This is a genomic window from Pseudomonas sp. N040 (assembly GCF_015637705.1).
GTDB lineage: Bacteria > Pseudomonadota > Gammaproteobacteria > Pseudomonadales > Pseudomonadaceae > Aquipseudomonas.
On the sequence record NZ_JADOBE010000009.1, the window covers coordinates 111,500 to 127,407 of the forward strand.

At 62.3% G+C, this 15,908-nt stretch carries 14 protein-coding genes and 1 pseudogene; 11 read left to right on the plus strand and 4 right to left on the minus strand.

The window, feature by feature from the left end:
- Positions 1 to 371: 371 nt before the first annotated feature.
- Positions 372 to 1,391, minus strand: coding sequence for an AraC family transcriptional regulator (locus ISX93_RS13985; protein ID WP_195779356.1), 1,020 nt, complete (start codon positions 1,389 to 1,391; stop codon positions 372 to 374).
- Positions 1,392 to 1,563: 172 nt separating this feature from the next.
- Between ISX93_RS13985 and ISX93_RS13990 the strand changes: the two are divergent.
- The 4 genes and pseudogenes from ISX93_RS13990 to tadA form a co-directional block, all read left to right on the plus strand.
- Positions 1,564 to 1,758 (plus strand): annotated as a pseudogene (locus ISX93_RS13990) (TauD/TfdA dioxygenase family protein); the annotation flags it as partial.
- Positions 1,759 to 1,842: 84 nt separating this feature from the next.
- Positions 1,843 to 2,700 carry an alpha/beta fold hydrolase gene (locus ISX93_RS13995; protein ID WP_195779358.1) on the plus strand — a complete coding sequence of 286 codons (858 nt, stop codon included), beginning with the start codon at positions 1,843 to 1,845 and terminating at the stop codon, positions 2,698 to 2,700.
- Between the two features lie 371 nt (positions 2,701 to 3,071).
- Positions 3,072 to 4,439 carry a multicopper oxidase family protein gene (locus ISX93_RS14000; protein ID WP_195779359.1) on the plus strand — a complete coding sequence of 456 codons (1,368 nt, stop codon included), beginning with the start codon at positions 3,072 to 3,074 and terminating at the stop codon, positions 4,437 to 4,439.
- Positions 4,440 to 4,536: 97 nt separating this feature from the next.
- Positions 4,537 to 5,022 (plus strand): tRNA adenosine(34) deaminase TadA, encoded by a 486-nt coding sequence (gene tadA / locus ISX93_RS14005; protein ID WP_195779360.1) that lies wholly within the window; start codon positions 4,537 to 4,539, stop codon positions 5,020 to 5,022.
- A 108-nt stretch (positions 5,023 to 5,130) separates the two neighbouring features.
- Here tadA and mltF read toward each other — a convergent pair whose 3' ends face one another.
- A complete protein-coding gene (gene mltF, locus ISX93_RS14010; protein ID WP_195779361.1) occupies positions 5,131 to 6,597 on the minus strand; it encodes a membrane-bound lytic murein transglycosylase MltF in 1,467 nt (488 codons plus the stop codon).
- A gap of 138 nt (positions 6,598 to 6,735) precedes the next feature.
- Between mltF and purL the strand changes: the two genes are divergently transcribed.
- The 4 genes from purL (at position 6,736) to ISX93_RS14030 (ending at position 13,270) form a co-directional block, all read left to right on the plus strand.
- Positions 6,736 to 10,632, plus strand: a complete 3,897-nt coding sequence (gene purL, locus ISX93_RS14015; protein ID WP_195779362.1) for a phosphoribosylformylglycinamidine synthase — start codon at positions 6,736 to 6,738, stop codon at positions 10,630 to 10,632.
- Between the two features lie 16 nt (positions 10,633 to 10,648).
- Entirely contained in the window at positions 10,649 to 10,927 is a 279-nt protein-coding gene (locus tag ISX93_RS14020; protein ID WP_195779363.1) for a CDGSH iron-sulfur domain-containing protein, read from the plus strand.
- A 210-nt stretch (positions 10,928 to 11,137) separates the two neighbouring features.
- A complete protein-coding gene (locus tag ISX93_RS14025; RefSeq protein ID WP_195779364.1) occupies positions 11,138 to 12,754 on the plus strand; it encodes a diguanylate cyclase in 1,617 nt (538 codons plus the stop codon).
- 192 nt (positions 12,755 to 12,946) lie between these two features.
- Positions 12,947 to 13,270 carry a Nif3-like dinuclear metal center hexameric protein gene (locus ISX93_RS14030; protein WP_195779365.1) on the plus strand — a complete coding sequence of 108 codons (324 nt, stop codon included), beginning with the start codon at positions 12,947 to 12,949 and terminating at the stop codon, positions 13,268 to 13,270.
- Between the two features lie 18 nt (positions 13,271 to 13,288).
- Here ISX93_RS14030 and ISX93_RS14035 read toward each other — a convergent pair whose 3' ends face one another.
- Positions 13,289 to 13,792 carry a L,D-transpeptidase family protein gene (locus ISX93_RS14035; RefSeq protein ID WP_195779448.1) on the minus strand — a complete coding sequence of 168 codons (504 nt, stop codon included), beginning with the start codon at positions 13,790 to 13,792 and terminating at the stop codon, positions 13,289 to 13,291.
- 33 nt (positions 13,793 to 13,825) lie between these two features.
- The gene (locus ISX93_RS14040) at positions 13,826 to 14,377 is read right to left on the minus strand and encodes an NUDIX hydrolase (RefSeq protein WP_195779366.1); all 552 of its coding nucleotides are present in this window, start codon (positions 14,375 to 14,377) and stop codon (positions 13,826 to 13,828) included.
- A 160-nt stretch (positions 14,378 to 14,537) separates the two neighbouring features.
- Between ISX93_RS14040 and ISX93_RS14045 the strand changes: the two genes are divergently transcribed.
- The 3 genes from ISX93_RS14045 to ISX93_RS14055 are packed head-to-tail and all read left to right on the plus strand — an operon-like array spanning position 14,538 to position 15,883.
- The gene (locus tag ISX93_RS14045; RefSeq protein WP_195779367.1) at positions 14,538 to 15,140 is read left to right on the plus strand and encodes a CoA pyrophosphatase; all 603 of its coding nucleotides are present in this window, start codon (positions 14,538 to 14,540) and stop codon (positions 15,138 to 15,140) included.
- Between the two features lie 21 nt (positions 15,141 to 15,161).
- On the plus strand, positions 15,162 to 15,686 hold the full coding sequence (locus tag ISX93_RS14050; RefSeq protein WP_195779368.1) for a gamma carbonic anhydrase family protein: 525 nt from the start codon (positions 15,162 to 15,164) through the stop codon (positions 15,684 to 15,686).
- The gene (locus tag ISX93_RS14055; RefSeq protein WP_195779369.1) at positions 15,686 to 15,883 is read left to right on the plus strand and encodes a DUF1289 domain-containing protein; all 198 of its coding nucleotides are present in this window, start codon (positions 15,686 to 15,688) and stop codon (positions 15,881 to 15,883) included. Before ISX93_RS14050 ends, ISX93_RS14055 begins: the two co-directional genes overlap by 1 nt.
- The last annotated feature ends 25 nt before the right edge of the window (positions 15,884 to 15,908 follow it).

Below are 15,908 nucleotides of genomic sequence, written 5' to 3' on the forward strand. Positions count from 1 at the left end.
CTGCAGGTTGCTGACGTTGAGTCTGTCCATAGAGGGAACCCTTGGAACAGACCCTAGGCATTGCTGCCTTAAAAAGCTGCTGCACAAAAGCGAAGCGTTGAACGCGCTTCAGCGCGGCCCGAAGGGTGAGCAACGCGAATCAAATGCTCATTTACCCCATGTAAACTCGGCTCGGGCTTCCTGCTTCGCTCTACCTCCTGCATCCATGCAGTCGTGCGCTTTCTCGCTTCTTTTGACTGCGCTTCGCTTGCCCTGCGGGCCAACCTTTGGTTGTTACTCCGCTTCGCTACGTTGCGCCTTGCACTGTTGGCGCTCGATACCTTTTTCAGAGGTTCCCGTGGGGGCCGGCGCTTGCGTCGAGGCGAACCCGGTTACTCGATATCTGTGTTCTCCTCAGGTCTTTCGCTTTGGGCAAGTTGCCGAAGCGGCTTCGAGAAATGCCGCTTCACCCAATGTGACAAGCCATTTGCCGACGCGAGTCCGACCAGTTCGGCTACATCGCTTGCCGCGCGCTTGCCGTCGAGATAGTCAATCACCAGTTCCTTGCGTCGTTCCTCAAGCAGGTCACGAAATTGAATATTTTCGGCGGCAAGGCGTCTATGCAGGGTTCGTCGATCTATACCCATGCTGGCTGCCACGGTATCGGCGTTGCACCGTCCGGAAGCCAGCAGAATGGAAATTATTTCCTTGACCTCGTCACAAGTACTCTGTTTTGCGCTGCGCGCAAGGTTGTCGATATAGGCCTGGATGTAGCTGACAAATACTGGGTCGGAGGCGGGGAAGCTGATATCGAGATCCCTGCTGTCAATAACCAGGCCATTGAAGTCCGACTTGAACACCGGCATACAGTGAAACACGCGGCGATGCAACGCTGTGTCAGTCGGTTCGGCATGTCGGAAGTGCACCGCTTTCGGTCGCCAGTCGGAGCCGACGGCTAATCCCAAGTAATGGCTGAGTCCGCCAACAATCAGTTCGACAAGATGCCGTGATGTCTGCCAGTGGGAAACCGTAAGTTCCACCCGCAATACGGTCACCCCTCTGGATTCCTCCAGTGCCAAAGTAAGCGGTTCAACGTTCAATCGCTGAAATTTGCAGAAAACACGCAGCATTTCCCTCAAGGTTGGTTGCATGGTCGCCAGCAGGGCAATCGGCCCCATGTTGGAAATGCGCCGGGTCTCCGCAAGCCGCAGGCCAAAATCATCGGCATCTGCTCGGGCTGCGGCCAAATCCACCAGCTTGGCGATATTCGCGGCGGCAACTTTGAGGTCGGGTTCGTGGAGTGCGCGCAGTGGAACTTTGGCCTCCCGCGCCAAAGCGAGTGGGTCCAGGCCATAGGTACTGACCAGAGTGGCAAATCCGGTTAACGCAGCACTTCGGGTCATTTGGGTCATCGCAGCTCGTCCCGTCTTTACATGTATGTGGCACAAGAATACATCGCCTGAATCGGTCATACGGGTTTAATGCATTCCACTGCAACATCCACAACAACTGAAAGATGGCCATGAAAGTAGAACTGATTACTTGCGCCATGGGCGCCGAACTGAAGAACGTCAAGCTCGCTGCCCCGGTATGTCCAACCTGCTGGAATATCTGTGCAGCCAGTCTTTCATTCCCGAGTACCAGCTAGGCTGGCGCTGGAGCCCGAATGCCGTGGCCATCTGGGACAACCGCTGCACCCAGCACTACGCGGTGATGGACTATCCTACCTGCCACCGCAAGATGAACCGCGCTACCATTGTCGGCACCAGGCCGTACTGAGTGACCTTTGCCCGGTTGGCGGTCACTGACTGCCCGCCGGGCTTTTTATTTAGCCACCGATTCTCCAGCCAGCGGAGTACACCCATGTCTGTCGAGCTGACCCATAACTACGCCAACCTCGGCGATGTACGCCTGCACTATGTCACCGCGGGCAGTGGCCCGGCGCTGGTGCTGATCCATGGCTGGCCACAGAGCTGGTTCATGTGGCGCGGCATCATCCCGGCCCTGGCCGAGCATTACCGCGTCGTCGCGGTGGATATGCGCGGGCTGGGCGATTCCTCGCGGCCGTACTCCGGCTACGACACCAGCACCGTGAGCAACGACATCTGGCGCCTGATGACCGAGGTGCTCGGTGAGCAGCGCTTCCTGGTCGGCGCCCATGACTGGGGTGGCCCGGTGGCCTTCGCCCTGGCTGCGCAGCACCGTGAGGCAGTGCGCGCGATGGCCATTCTCGATGTGCCGGTGCCGGGCGATGGCACGCCGCTGGCCGGCATGGCGCGCTGGCACTATGGTTTTCATGGCGAACTGGATCTGCCCGAGGCTCTGGTCGCCGGGCGCGAGGCGCTCTATCTGAACTGGGCTTTCGACAAGGCCGGCGCCAGTCCGGCTTCGATTTCCCAGGAAGCCCGCCAGGAGTACATCCGCACCTATTCACAACCGGGTGCCATGCGCGCCGGCTTCAACTATTACCGCGCACTGCCGCAGGACGTCGAGGATCACCAGCGCTACCTGACCCAGGGCAAACTGGAGATGCCGATTCTGGTCTACGGTGGCGGCGATGCGAAAAGCGGCCGGGCCAATGCGGCGCTGGAGTCCTGGCAGCGGGTCGGCAGTGACGTCAGTGGCGGCGTCGCCGATGGCTGCGGGCACTGGATCGCCGAGGAGCGCCCGCAGTGGGTGGCCGAACGCTTCCTGGAATTCTTCGCCCGCGTGCCGGCCTGAGCCATGGCCGGTCTCGCCATGGCGATCTGGAGCGCATGAGGCGGCACTCTGTTTGCCGGCGTTGCGGCAAGCCTGACGGTGGGTGCTGTGCAGATTACCTGGCCTGTTAGCAGTCGGACCTATTGATAGGGCACTTGAACACTTTCATTTCGGGCCCGCAGCAGACGTCCATATCAGTAGTGGCGCCTGTAGGAGCGTCGCCCCGACGCGAGCTTTTGCCGTCCATCGCGGCGAGGGCGCCGCTCCTACCTCAAGGGCCGAATCTATAACGCTGTCCCGTCTGCTTCGCTTGCACTGTTCAACGGCCTGTTAAACTGCCCGCCTCAAGCGCAGCAGGTTGCGCAGTGAATTCCGCTTGTGGAGCCGCATCAATGCCCTTTACCCGCAGACAAGTGATTGCCGGCCTGGCCGGGCTGGGTGTGGCCGGGCTCGGTGCGGGTGGCGTGCGTTACTGGCTGGGCCGCTCTTCCGGGCCCGGTCACGATTACCAGCTGATCGCTGCCCCGCTGGATGTCGAACTGGTTGCCGGCCATGCAACGCCGGCCTGGGCTTACGGCGGGCAGGTGCCGGGGCTGGAGTTGCGCTGTCGGCAGGGCGAGCGTTTGCGGGTGCGCCTTATCAACCAGCTCAGCGAGCCCACCACCATTCACTGGCACGGCATTCGTCTGCCGATCGAGATGGATGGTGTGCCCTATGTCTCGCAGCTGCCGGTTTTGCCGGGTGAATATTTCGACTATTCGTTTGTTGTGCAGGATGCCGGCACCTTCTGGTATCACCCGCACTTGTCCAGCAGTGAACAGTTGGGCCGCGGTCTGGTCGGGCCGCTGATTGTCGAGGAGCGTGAGCCGGCTGGTTTTCTGCATGAACGTACCCTGGCGCTGAAGACCTGGGCGGTCGATGAGCAGGGTGCTTTCAGCGCGTTCAGCGTGCCGCGGGAAGCGGCACGCGGCGGCACGCCGGGGCGTCTGTCCACGGTGAATGGCGAGCATGCCGCGCGCATCGAGCTGCCGGCTGGGCAGGTGGTACGCCTGCGCCTGATCAATCTGGACAGCACAGTGACCTATCGGCTGAATCTGCCGGGTGCCGAGGCGCGCATCTATGCGCTGGACGGCCAGCCGGTGACGCCGCGCCAGTTGGGCAAGGACTACTGGCTGGGGCCGGGCATGCGCCTCGATCTGGCGCTGAAGGTGCCAGCAGCCGGCATCGAGCTGGCCTTGCGCAATGGACCATTGAGATTGGCAACCCTGGTCAGTCAGGCAAGTGTCGAGCCTGTGGCGGATTGGCCACCAGCCTTGCCGGCCAATCCGCTGGCGGAGCCGGATCTGGCCGTAGCCGAAACCCTGCGCTTCAACTTCGAGTGGGCCGCGGCGTTGTCGGAGAATCTCGACCAGGGCGCCGCCTACAAGCTCTGGCAGATCAATGGCCAGGCCTGGGATATCGCCGACAAGACCTGTGCCGATCGACCGATTGCACGCCTGCAGCTGGGCCGGCATTACATCTTCGAGCTGCGCAACATGACCCAGTATCAGCACCCGATACATTTGCATGGCATGGCGTTCAAGGTGCTGGATTCCGATCGCAAGACGATCATCCCGTACTTCACCGACACCTATCTGCTGGGCAAGAACGAGCGTGCCCGCATAGCGCTTGTCGCGGATAATCCGGGCATCTGGATGTTCCATTGCCATGTCATCGACCATATGGAAACCGGGCTGATGGCGGCCATCGAGGTGGCTTGATGGGCGGGCGGAGCAGGGTGGATAACGGCATAGCCTTATCCACCAATGGACTGGTGGAAAATCGCTGCGCGAGTTTTCCACCCTACGGATGGAATGGATGAAAAAGCCTCAGATCATCGACCGCTCGCGAGACGAGCATTTCATGCAACTGGCCCTGCAGCAGGCCCGGCTGGGCGCGCAACTGGGCGAGGTGCCGGTCGGCGCGCTGCTGGTACAGGCGGGTGAGGTGGTCGGTGCGGGGTACAACTGCCCGATCAGCAGTCATGACCCGAGTGCCCATGCGGAAATGGTGGCGATCCGTGCGGCGGCGCAGGGTGTGCGCAACTACCGGCTGCCGGGCAGCACTCTGTACGTCACCCTCGAACCCTGCAGCATGTGCGCCGGGTTGATCGTGCACTCGCGGATTGCCCGGGTGGTCTACGGCACCACTGAGCCGAAGGCCGGGGTGGTAGTCAGTCGTGGCGAGTTCTTTGCCCAGGATTTCCTCAACCACCGGGTGCTGGTGGAGGGCGGGGTGCTGGCCGAGGAGTGCGCGGCAGCGCTGCGTGAGTTCTTCAAGGAACGCAGGCGTAGGTTGGGTTGAGCCCCGCGAAGCCCGACATGGCAATGCCGCAGACCAGCACCATCCGCTCTTGTTGGGCTTCGGCGCTGCGCGCCTCAACCCAACCTGCCATCTGGTTTTCCAACCGCGCTACATCGGCGCCAGTTGTTCTTTCGGCGGGGTCTTGTTGATCGCCGGCTTGTGCAGGTTGCCTTCGGCGATCTGGTTGCCTTCCAGCTGGGGCTGCGTGGCCCAGCTGAGGATGTCGTAGTAGCGACGGATGTTGTTGACGAAATGCACCGGTTCGCCACCGCGGGCGTAGCCGTATTTGGTCTTGCTGTACCACTGTTTCTGCGACAGGCGCGGCAGCATCTTTTTCACATCCAGCCACTTGTCCGGGTTCAGGCCTTCCTTGTGTGCCAGTTGGCGGGCATCTTCCAGATGGCCTCCACCAATGTTGTAGGCTGCCAAGGCAAACCAGGTGCGATCCGGTTCGGCAATGCTCGCCGGGAGCAATTCCTTGACGTGAGCAAAGTACTTGGCGCCGCCGTGGATGCTCTGCTTCGGGTCCAGCCGGTTGGCTACACCCATGGCCTGAGCGGTGCGCTGGGTCAGCATCATCAGGCCGCGCACGCCGGTTTTCGAGGTGACTTCGGGCTGCCAGAGCGACTCCTGGTACCCGATCGCCGCCATCAGTCGCCAGTCGACCTGCTCCTCCTCGGCGGCTTTTCGGAAGTGCTTCTCATAGCGCGGCAGGCGCTGCTGCAGGTGCTGGGCAAAGGTGTAGGCACCCATGTAGCCGAGTTCGTCGACGTGCCCGTAGAAGCGTTCCTTGAGGCGCTGCAAGGTGCCATTCTGCTTCACCCGGTCGATGAACTTGTTGGCTTCGTCGAGCAGGCTGTCGTCATCCTGGGCGGCGACCGACCAGGCCACGCGGGCGGGTTCGCCGAAATCATAGGCGACCCGCACATTGGGGAAGTACACCTGGTTCATGGCCAGTTCGTTGGAGTCGACCAGCGTCAGGTCGATTACCCCTTCATCGACCATGCGCAGCAGGTCGATCACTTCGATGGCGTCGGACTCTTCATATTCCAGCTCGGGCATCCGGGCTTTCAGCGCCGCCAGCTGTTCGGCGTGGCTGCTGCCCTTGACTACCATGATGCGCTTGTCGAGCAGGTCCTTGGACTGGGCTGGACGCCGCTCGCCATCGCGGTAAACGACTTGCGGGGTGACCTCCAGATAGGAGTGGCTGAAGCGTGCCTGATCCTTGCGCCCCGCGGTTTCCACCAGTCCGGCGGCAGCCAGGGCTACCCCGTCAGGCTGGTTCAGGCGATCGAACAGGTCATCCAGGCTGTCGGCCATTTCGATTTTCAGGTCGACCCCCAGCGACTCGGCAAACAGCTTGCTCAGCTCGTATTCGAAGCCGGTTTCACCGTTGATATCCTGAAAATAGGTGGTCGGGCTGTTGCGGGTGACCACGCGCAACACGCCATCGTCACGGACGCGTTCCAGCGTAGGCGGGCGTGGCGCCTCCTCGCAGCCAGCCAGCAACAGGGCAGACCCCAGCGCCAGCAGGCAGATGGCCCGACGTGTCAGGCAGGTGATCTGAATAAGCATTGGCGGAGTATACGCAATGCATGGATGGCGCCATATACACCCGTTGGGTGGGCGCCCGGCCTTTCACGGGTGCCGATCGGGGGGGCTTTAGGCTAGAATGCGCAACTTTCCAGTACATCCCCCGAGGCTGTTCCGACGATGTTGATTTTGCGCGGCGCCCCCGCTCTTTCTGCCTTTCGCCATGGCAAACTGCTCGAGCAACTGACCAGCAAGGTTCCCGGTGTCACCGGGCTGTATGCCGAGTTTGCGCATTTTGCCGATCTCGCCGGCGATTTGCCTGATGCTGAACGGCAGGTGCTGGACCGGTTGCTCAGGTACGGCCCGAGTGTGCCGGTACAGGAGCCGACGGGACGCCTGTTTCTGGTGCTGCCGCGCTTCGGCACCATTTCGCCGTGGTCGAGCAAGGCCAGCGATATCGCCCGCAACTGTGGCCTGGCCAAAGTGCTGCGCCTGGAACGCGGAATTGCCTATTACGTTGCCGGCGAATTCGGCGAGGCTGACAGCCAGGCGGTTGCTGCCGTGCTGCATGACCGCATGACCCAGGTGGTGCTGGCTGACCTGCAGCAGGCAGCCGGGCTGTTCAGCCATGCTCAGCCCCGACCGCTGCGGGTGGTGGATGTACTGGGTGGTGGGCGCGCGGCGCTCGAGCAGGCCAATGCCGAGCTGGGCCTGGCGCTGGCCGAAGACGAAATCGACTATCTGGTGCAGAGCTTTGGCGAGTTGGGGCGCAATCCGCACGACATCGAACTGATGATGTTTGCCCAGGCCAACTCCGAGCACTGTCGGCACAAGATCTTCAATGCCAGCTGGGACATCGACGGCGAGAATCAGGAAAAGTCGCTGTTCGGCATGATCAAGAACACCCACGAACTGCATCGCGAAGGTGTGTTGTCAGCCTACAAGGACAATGCCGCGGTGATCGTCGGCAATGTCGCCGGGCGCTTCTATCCGAATCCGCAGACCCGCGAATACAGCGCCAGTCAGGAAGCGGTGCATATCCTGATGAAGGTGGAAACGCATAACCACCCGACGGCGATTGCACCGTTTCCGGGTGCCTCCACCGGCTCCGGTGGCGAGATCCGTGACGAAGGTGCCACCGGTCGCGGCGCCAAGCCAAAAGCCGGTCTGGTCGGTTTCAGCGTGTCCAACCTGAATATCCCGGGCTTCGTGCAGCCGTGGGAAAAGCCCTATGGCAAGCCAGAGCGCATTGTCACCGCGCTGGACATCATGCTCGATGGCCCGCTGGGTGGCGCAGCGTTCAACAACGAATTTGGCCGTCCGGCGCTGACCGGTTACTTCCGTACCTTCGAGCAGAGCATCAGCACGCCGCGTGGCGATGAAGTGCGTGGCTATCACAAGCCGATCATGCTCGCCGGCGGCATGGGCAATATCCGCGAAGACCATGTGCAGAAAGCCGAGATCAGTGTGGGCGGCAAGCTCATCGTGCTCGGTGGCCCGGCCATGCTGATCGGGCTGGGCGGGGGCGCTGCTTCCTCGATGGCCACCGGTGCCAGTTCGGCGGATCTGGATTTTGCTTCGGTACAGCGCGACAACCCGGAAATGGAACGCCGCTGTCAGGAAGTCATCGACCGCTGCTGGCAGCTGGGCGAGAACAACCCGATCAAATTCATCCATGACGTCGGTGCCGGCGGCCTGTCCAATGCCTTCCCGGAACTGGTCAACGATGCCGGTCGCGGCGGACGCTTCGAACTGCGCAACGTGCCGAATGACGAACCGGGCATGGCGCCACTGGAAATCTGGTGCAACGAGTCGCAAGAGCGCTATGTGCTGTCCGTCGATGCGGCGGACCTGGAGCAGTTCAAGGCCATCTGCGAGCGTGAGCGCTGCCCGTTTGCCGTGGTCGGCGAGGCCACAGCAGAGCCGCAGCTGACCGTGGCCGACAGTCATTTCGGCAACAACGCGGTAGATATGCCGCTCAACGTGCTGCTCGGCAAGGCCCCGCGCATGCACCGCAGCGCGGTGCGCGAAGCCGAACTGGGCGATGATTTTGTCGCCAGTCAGGTCGAGCTTGGCGAGGCAGTGTCGCGCGTGCTCAGTCACCCGGCCGTGGCCAGCAAGAACTTCCTGATCACCATCGGTGATCGCAGCATTACCGGACTGGTCGCCCGCGATCAGATGGTCGGTCCCTGGCAGGTACCAGTGGCGGATTGCGCGGTCACCGCCGCCAGTTTCGACGTGTATACCGGCGAAGCCATGGCCATGGGCGAGCGCACCCCACTGGCGCTGCTGGATGCGGCAGCTTCCGGGCGCATGGCGATCGGCGAGACGTTGACCAACATCGCCGCCGCGCGCATCGAGAAGATCTCCGACATCAAGCTGTCGGCCAACTGGATGGCGGCAGCCGGGCACCCGGGTGAAGACGCCCGCCTGTATGACACGGTGCAAGCGGTCGGCATGCAGCTGTGTCCGGAGCTGGGGATCACCATCCCGGTGGGCAAGGATTCGATGTCAATGAAGACCCGCTGGCAGGATGCGGGCGAAGACAAGAGCGTCACCTCGCCACTGTCACTGATCGTTTCCGGTTTTGCTCCGGTGACCGACATCCGTCAGACGCTGACGCCGCAACTGGTGCTGGACAAGGGCGAAACCGATCTGGTGCTGATCGACCTCGGCCGTGGGCAAAACCGCATGGGTGCCTCGATTCTGGCGCAGGTCTACAGCAAGCTCGGTCAGCAGGTGCCGGATGTCGATGACGCCGAGGACCTCAAGGCGTTTTTCGCGGTAATCCAGGGCTTGAATGCCGACAGCAAATTGCTGGCCTACCACGACCGCTCCGACGGTGGCCTGCTGGCGACCGTCCTGGAAATGGCGTTTGCCGGGCATTGCGGGCTGGACCTGTGCCTCGACCCGCTGGCGAGTGCCGGCGACGAACTTGCCGCGGTGCTGTTCAACGAAGAGCTGGGCGCGGTGATCCAGGTGCGCCAGGACGATACCGAGGAAATTCTTTCCCAGTTCAGTGCGGCGGGTCTGGGCGACTGCGTGTCGGTGGTCGGTCAGCCGGTGAATGGCGAGGATGTGAGCATTCGCTTTGCCGATGCCGTGGTGTTCAGCGCCGAGCGGCGCCTGCTGCAACGCGAGTGGAGTCAGACCAGCTACCGCATGCAGCGTCTGCGCGACAACGTGCGCTGTGCCGACCAGGAGTTCGAGGGGCTGCTCGACGAGCGCAATCCGGGGCTGTCGGTCAAGCTGTCCTTCGACGTCAATCAGGACATTGCGGCGCCCTACATCAAGACCGGTGTGCGCCCGCAGGTTGCCATCCTGCGCGAGCAGGGGGTCAACGGCCAGGTGGAAATGGCGGCGGCGTTCGACCGTGCCGGCTTCAGCGCCGTGGATGTACACATGAGTGACATTCTCAGCGGTCGCGTAGAGCTCGAACAGTTCAAGGGCATGGTGGCCTGTGGCGGCTTTTCCTACGGCGACGTGCTCGGTGCCGGCGAGGGTTGGGCCAAGTCGGTGCTGTTCAACAACCGTGCCCGCGATGCCTTCCAGACGTTCTTCGAACGCAGGGACAGCTTTGCCCTTGGCGTCTGCAACGGCTGCCAGATGATGTCCAACCTGCACGAGTTGATCCCCGGCAGCGAAGCCTGGCCGCACTTCGTGCGCAACCGCTCGGAGCAGTTCGAGGCGCGGGTGGCCATGGTCCAGGTGCAGGAGTCGGCGTCGATCTTCCTGCGCGGCATGGCCGGTTCGCGCCTGCCGATCGCCATCGCTCACGGCGAAGGGCATGCCGAGTTCGAAAGCGCCGAGGCACTGCTCGAGGCGGACCTGTCCGGCAGCGTGGCGCTGCGTTTCATCGACAACCACGGCAAGGTCACTGAAACCTATCCGGCCAACCCCAACGGGTCGCCGCGCGGGATTACCGGGCTGTGCAACAAGGATGGTCGCGTGACCATCATGATGCCGCACCCGGAACGGGTATTCCGTGCCGTGCAGAACTCCTGGCAGCCGGCGGGCTGGCAGGAAGATGGCGGCTGGCTGCGCATGTTCCGCAATGCGCGGGTGTGGGTGGAGTGACCGGCGACAGGCGCCAATGAAGCGTCCGCTCGTTCCCCCTGCCGAGGTGCTGCCCGAGGTTCGCCAGGTTCAGCCTGGCGACGTGCTGCGGCTGTGTGGCTGCGGGTATTCCGCGCAACTTCCCGACTGTCCGGCAGATTGTGTCGGTGGCTTGCGCCTGCAGGTACAGCGTCAGCAGCACCTGTTGCTGTGCCGCTGCGGTAAGTCGCGGCGCCTACCGTACTGCGATGGCAGTCATCAGCCAGAGACGCCCGGTTTCTCGAGCAGATTCCGGCGTTTTTTCGGTCTGCAGTAGTTGTCCGGGCCGTTCGCGCCCGCCCCGTTTGAGCCGAGATTGCATTTTTGTGCAGTGAATCACGCCAAGTTTGCCGTGTCAGGCTGGCGTGCACGCTGCTTTTGGTGCAGACAAGTGGTTGGCGCCAATGGATCGACGGCGGTTTGCGCGTGCCCGGAGAGTGCTAGGATTGCGCAACCCTTTCGCCCGCCCGCCCAATTCAGGCAGCCCATGCTCGAGCAAGCCTCTCCCAGCCGTGATCGACTCAAGCGCCACTTTGCCCGACGGGTCATTCACCAGGCGCGGCTGACGCTGGAAGTGTGGCAACGCCTGCAGCGTGGTTCCTGGAATGCGCTGGAAATGGGCGAGCTGGTCGAGAGCAACCTGCTGCTGCTGCGTTATGCCGAGCGTTTCGAACAGGCCGAACACCGCCAGCTGGCTCAGGGCATCCATGCCTGCCTGGTGGCCGTTGCGGAGAATCGTGGGCGACTCAACAGCGAGCTGATTGCCGGGCTCAATCTGCTGATGCAGCGCCTGTCGCGCACCGGCCTGCGGCACAATGACCAGCTTGAAGAAGTCCTGCTGCCGGCGCTGCGCAAACCCATTTATGTGGCGCTGCAGGATCATCAGCAAGCCGCGCGGCTGTGCCTGCAATTGCAGTCGTACGGCCTGCTTACGCAGGCATTTGACACCATCAATGGCTTTCGTGACGCCATGGCCGAACGACATCCCGCGGCTATCGTGCTGGACATCAACTTTGCCGGTAGCGGGTGTGGTCTGCAGCTGGCGGAACAGTTGCACAAAAGCACCACCGGAAAATTGCCGTTGCTGTTTTTCAGCCAGCAGGATGCCGATACGACTACTCGTCTGAGCGCGGTGCGCGCAGGCGGGCAGGCGTTTTTCATCGGTTCGCTGGAGGCCTCCAACCTGCTCGAACGCATCGAGCAGTTGACCTATATCGGCCATTACGAACCTTACCGGGTGCTGGTGATCGATGACTCGCTAGCCCAGGCCGCTTTCACCGAGCGCATGCTCAACAGTGCCGGCATTGTCACCCGCATCCTGACCAAGCCGGATCAGGCCATGACCGTGCTGGCCGACTTCCAGCCGGATCTGATCATCCTCGACATGTACATGCCTGGTTGCAGCGGCCCGGAGCTGGCCAAGGTGATTCGGCACAATGATCGCTATGTCAGCGTGCCGATCATCTATCTGTCGGCTGAGGACGATCTCGACAAGCAGCTGGAGGCCATGGGTGAGGGTGGCGACGATTTCCTGACCAAGCCGATCAAGCAGCGTCACCTGGTTGCCACCGTGCGCCGGAGGGTTGCCAGGGCGCGCCGCCTGCACGGGCTGATGGTGCGTGACAGCCTCAGCGGGCTGTACAACCACACGCATATCCTGCAGTTGCTCGAGGATGCCTGCCTGCGTGCGCGGCGTAGCGCGCAGCCGTTGAGCTTCGCCATGCTGGACATCGACTTCTTCAAGAAAGTCAACGATACCTACGGTCACCCCATGGGCGATCGCGTCATCAAAAGCCTCGCACTGTTTCTCAAGCAGCGCCTGCGCAAGTCCGACTTTATCGGCCGTTACGGTGGCGAGGAGTTTGCTGTGGTGCTGCCTGACACGGATGCACCCACTGCAAAGAAAGTCATCGAAGATATTCGCCAGCGCTTTGCGGAAATCCTGCATCCGGCGCAACCGCAGGATTTGTTCTGCACTTTCAGTTGCGGCATCGCCGAGCTGTATGCCGATGACGATGGCAAAGCCCTCTCCAGAAAAGCCGATCAGGCCCTGTACAGCGCCAAACAGGCCGGGCGTAACCGCACCACGGTGTTCCCCAGCTGAACCAGTGCTTGCCGGCGAGCCGGTTACTCCGGTGTTCAGCCTGCTGCCACATGGAGCAGCTTTCTGCGACGGCGGGTAGCTGACGGCTGGTTGCGAGCGCTGCTGTGCCTGGGGCCGCACGCTGGTCGGGAGGCCTGATGCTCAATCCACGACTGCAGCAACCGGCGCTGCGCTCGTAACCCGGGAGGTTGCATGTACAAGCTGTGCTTCTATGTGCCGGACAGCCATCTGCAGGCGGTCAAGCAGGCGGTATTTGCTGCCGGTGGGGGTCTGCTCGGCAACTACGACAGTTGCTGCTGGCAAACCCTGGGCCAGGGCCAGTTTCGCCCGCTGTCCGGCAGCCAGCCGTTCATTGGCCAGGCCGGCCAGCTGGAGCAGGTGGCGGAATGGAAGGTCGAGCTGGTGGTGGCGGATGAGCTGCTCGCAGCGGTGGTGCAGGCGTTGAACGCTGCCCATCCCTACGAAACGCCTGCTTTTGATGTCTGCCGGCTGGTGGATTTGCCGCTGCCGGAGTGAGCTTGTGGTCCTGCCAGATCAGGGCCTGATTTCGATCAGCGTGCCGTCCTTCACCAGATTCCAGACCTCACGCATGTCGGCATTCTTCAGGGCGATACAACCATTGGTCCAGTCGAGGGTATGGAAGTACCACTCCGGATATTCCTCATCCACCGGCGTGCCGTGCAGCATGATCATGCCGCCCGGCGCCAGGCCTTTGGCCGTGGCCGCCGCGCGGTCACGCGCGTTGGGGTAGGAAATGTGCATGGACAGGTTGTAGTTCTGGCTGGTCTTGCGCCAGTCAATCCAGTAGAAGCCTTCGGGCGTGCGATTGTCGCCCTCGCGAAACTTTGGCCCCCTGGGTTGCTTGCCCAGCGAGACCCGGTAGGACTTGAGCACTTCGCCCCGGTGCAGCAGCTGCAGCTGGTGCTCCGACTTGATTACCAGCACCTTGTCGACTGGCTTGCCGCCCAGGGTGGGGCTGGCATTGGCGCTGGCGATGGCAGCAGGGGACAGGCAGAAAACAACCAGCAGACAGCGAATAAGCAGGTACATCCGGAACCCTTCAGGCAAGCGTCAGACTTTCTTGTGAGCCGACCGCGGGGCGATCGGCTCGTTGCGCAACGGGTAGACATCGGCCAGCCGGTCAGCGAAGAAGTATTCTAAGGTACGCCCGATGGTCGGGAAAGCCAGCTCTGACCAAGGGATGTCCGCTTCGTCGAACAGCCTGACTTCCAGGCTCTCGGCACCGGCGGCAAAGTCGAGGTCGGTCAACTGGGCGCGAAACAGCATGTACACCTGGTTGATGTGTGGCAGGTCGAACAGGGTGTACAGCTGCAGGTCGTGGACCCTGGCGCAGGCTTCCTCCAGGGTTTCCCGCATGGCGGCCTCGACGATGGTCTCACCGTTTTCCATGAACCCCGCGGGCAGCGTCCACAGCCCGTATCGGGGCTGGATCGCGCGCCGGCACAGGAGGACCTGCCTGCCCCAGACGGGCAGGCAGCCGGCGACGATGCGCGGATTCTGGTAGTGAATGGTCTGGCACTGGTCACAGACATGGCGCAGGCGATTGTCGCCGTGCGGAACTTTCTGGCTGACCGGGCTGCCACACAGACTGCAATAGTTCATTCGGGCTCCTGACCGGCAAACCCTCCTGGGCCTGGTGCCGGTACTTGGCAAGGCGCTTTTGCCAGTTTGCAGCAATCTTGGCTGGCGCGTGCGTGAGGGGCTTGGGTGGTATGCCCCTTCGTGCCATGATGCCAGTTGAACAACACATTCGAGAAGATTCATGCTGGACGAGATGTTTCGCCGCATACAGGCCTATTCGCCGCAAGCCTTGGAGGTTGATCCGCGTTTCCCGGAAGCCGCAGTGCTGGTGCCGATCACCCGCAGCGAATCGCCTGAGCTGGTCCTGACGCTGCGGGCTAGCGGCTTGTCCACCCATGGTGGTGAAGTGGCCTTCCCCGGTGGCCGGCGTGATCCGGAAGACCGTGACCTGATCCATACCGCCCTGCGTGAAGCCGAAGAGGAAATTGGCCTGGCCGCCGGCCTGGTCGAGGTGGTCGGGCCGCTGACACCGCTGGTTTCCCGGCACGGGATCAAGGTGACCCCCTATGTCGGCTTCGTTCCGGACTACATGGATTACCGCCCCAACGATGGCGAGATCGCTGCCGTGTTCAATGTGCCGCTGGCGTTCTTCTGCGACGATCCGCGCGAGATGACCCACCGCATCGACTACCAGGGGCGCAGCTGGTATGTGCCGAGCTATCGCTATGGGGATTTCAAGATCTGGGGCCTGACCGCGATCATGGTGGTCGAGCTGGTCAATCTGCTGTTCGACGCGGATATACGCCTGCATCAGCCGCCAGAGTCGTTTATCAGGCTGAGTTGAAATTATTAAGAGGATGCATGCATGAAGTACCGATTGGGCAGCGCCAGTGTTGAATGCCATCCGGACAGCTGGATTGCCCCCGGCGCCAGTGTGATCGGCAAGGTGCGCCTGGAGGCGGGCGCGAGCGTCTGGTTCGGCGCGGTGCTGCGTGGCGACAACGAGCTGATCCATATCGGCGAGGACAGCAACGTGCAGGACGGGACGGTGATGCATACCGACATGGGCAGCCCGCTGACCATCGGCAAGGGCGTGACTATCGGCCACAACGCCATGCTGCATGGCTGCACGGTCGGCGATTACTCGCTGATCGGCATCAATGCGGTGATTCTCAATGGCGCCAGGATCGGCAAGAACTGCATCATCGGCGCCAATGCACTGGTCGCCGAGGGCAAGGAAATCCCCGATGGCAGCCTGGTGGTCGGTTCTCCCGGCAAAGTGGTGCGCGAGCTTGGCGAGCCGCAGAAGCTGATGCTCAGGGCGAGTGCCGAACACTACGTGCAGAATGCCCGGCGCTATGCCCGCGACCTGGCGGAACAGGCAGACTGATGCAGCAGGAGCTACCGGTCGCCTCGCCCTGCGTGCAGGTCTGTGCGCTGGACGAGGCCGATGTCTGTATCGGCTGCCAGCGCACGGCCGATGAAATCACGCGCTGGGGACTCATGCAGGATGACGAGCGGCGTGCCGTCCTGCAGCGCTGTCGCCAGCGTGCAGAAGCCAGCGGGAGCTTTTTGCGAGCGCCGTAGGTTCTGTTGGCGTTTGCGTGCGTCG

Coding starts and splice junctions, on each gene's coding strand:
- ISX93_RS13985 (WP_195779356.1), bottom strand. CDS start 1,391: ATGACCCAAATGACCCGAAGTGCTGCGTTAACCGGATTTGCCACTCTG.
- ISX93_RS13995 (WP_195779358.1), top strand. CDS start 1,843: ATGTCTGTCGAGCTGACCCATAACTACGCCAACCTCGGCGATGTACGC.
- ISX93_RS14000 (WP_195779359.1), top strand. CDS start 3,072: ATGCCCTTTACCCGCAGACAAGTGATTGCCGGCCTGGCCGGGCTGGGT.
- tadA (WP_195779360.1), top strand. CDS start 4,537: ATGAAAAAGCCTCAGATCATCGACCGCTCGCGAGACGAGCATTTCATG.
- mltF (WP_195779361.1), bottom strand. CDS start 6,597: ATGCTTATTCAGATCACCTGCCTGACACGTCGGGCCATCTGCCTGCTG.
- purL (WP_195779362.1), top strand. CDS start 6,736: ATGTTGATTTTGCGCGGCGCCCCCGCTCTTTCTGCCTTTCGCCATGGC.
- ISX93_RS14020 (WP_195779363.1), top strand. CDS start 10,649: ATGAAGCGTCCGCTCGTTCCCCCTGCCGAGGTGCTGCCCGAGGTTCGC.
- ISX93_RS14025 (WP_195779364.1), top strand. CDS start 11,138: ATGCTCGAGCAAGCCTCTCCCAGCCGTGATCGACTCAAGCGCCACTTT.
- ISX93_RS14030 (WP_195779365.1), top strand. CDS start 12,947: ATGTACAAGCTGTGCTTCTATGTGCCGGACAGCCATCTGCAGGCGGTC.
- ISX93_RS14040 (WP_195779366.1), bottom strand. CDS start 14,377: ATGAACTATTGCAGTCTGTGTGGCAGCCCGGTCAGCCAGAAAGTTCCG.
- ISX93_RS14045 (WP_195779367.1), top strand. CDS start 14,538: ATGCTGGACGAGATGTTTCGCCGCATACAGGCCTATTCGCCGCAAGCC.
- ISX93_RS14050 (WP_195779368.1), top strand. CDS start 15,162: ATGAAGTACCGATTGGGCAGCGCCAGTGTTGAATGCCATCCGGACAGC.
- ISX93_RS14055 (WP_195779369.1), top strand. CDS start 15,686: ATGCAGCAGGAGCTACCGGTCGCCTCGCCCTGCGTGCAGGTCTGTGCG.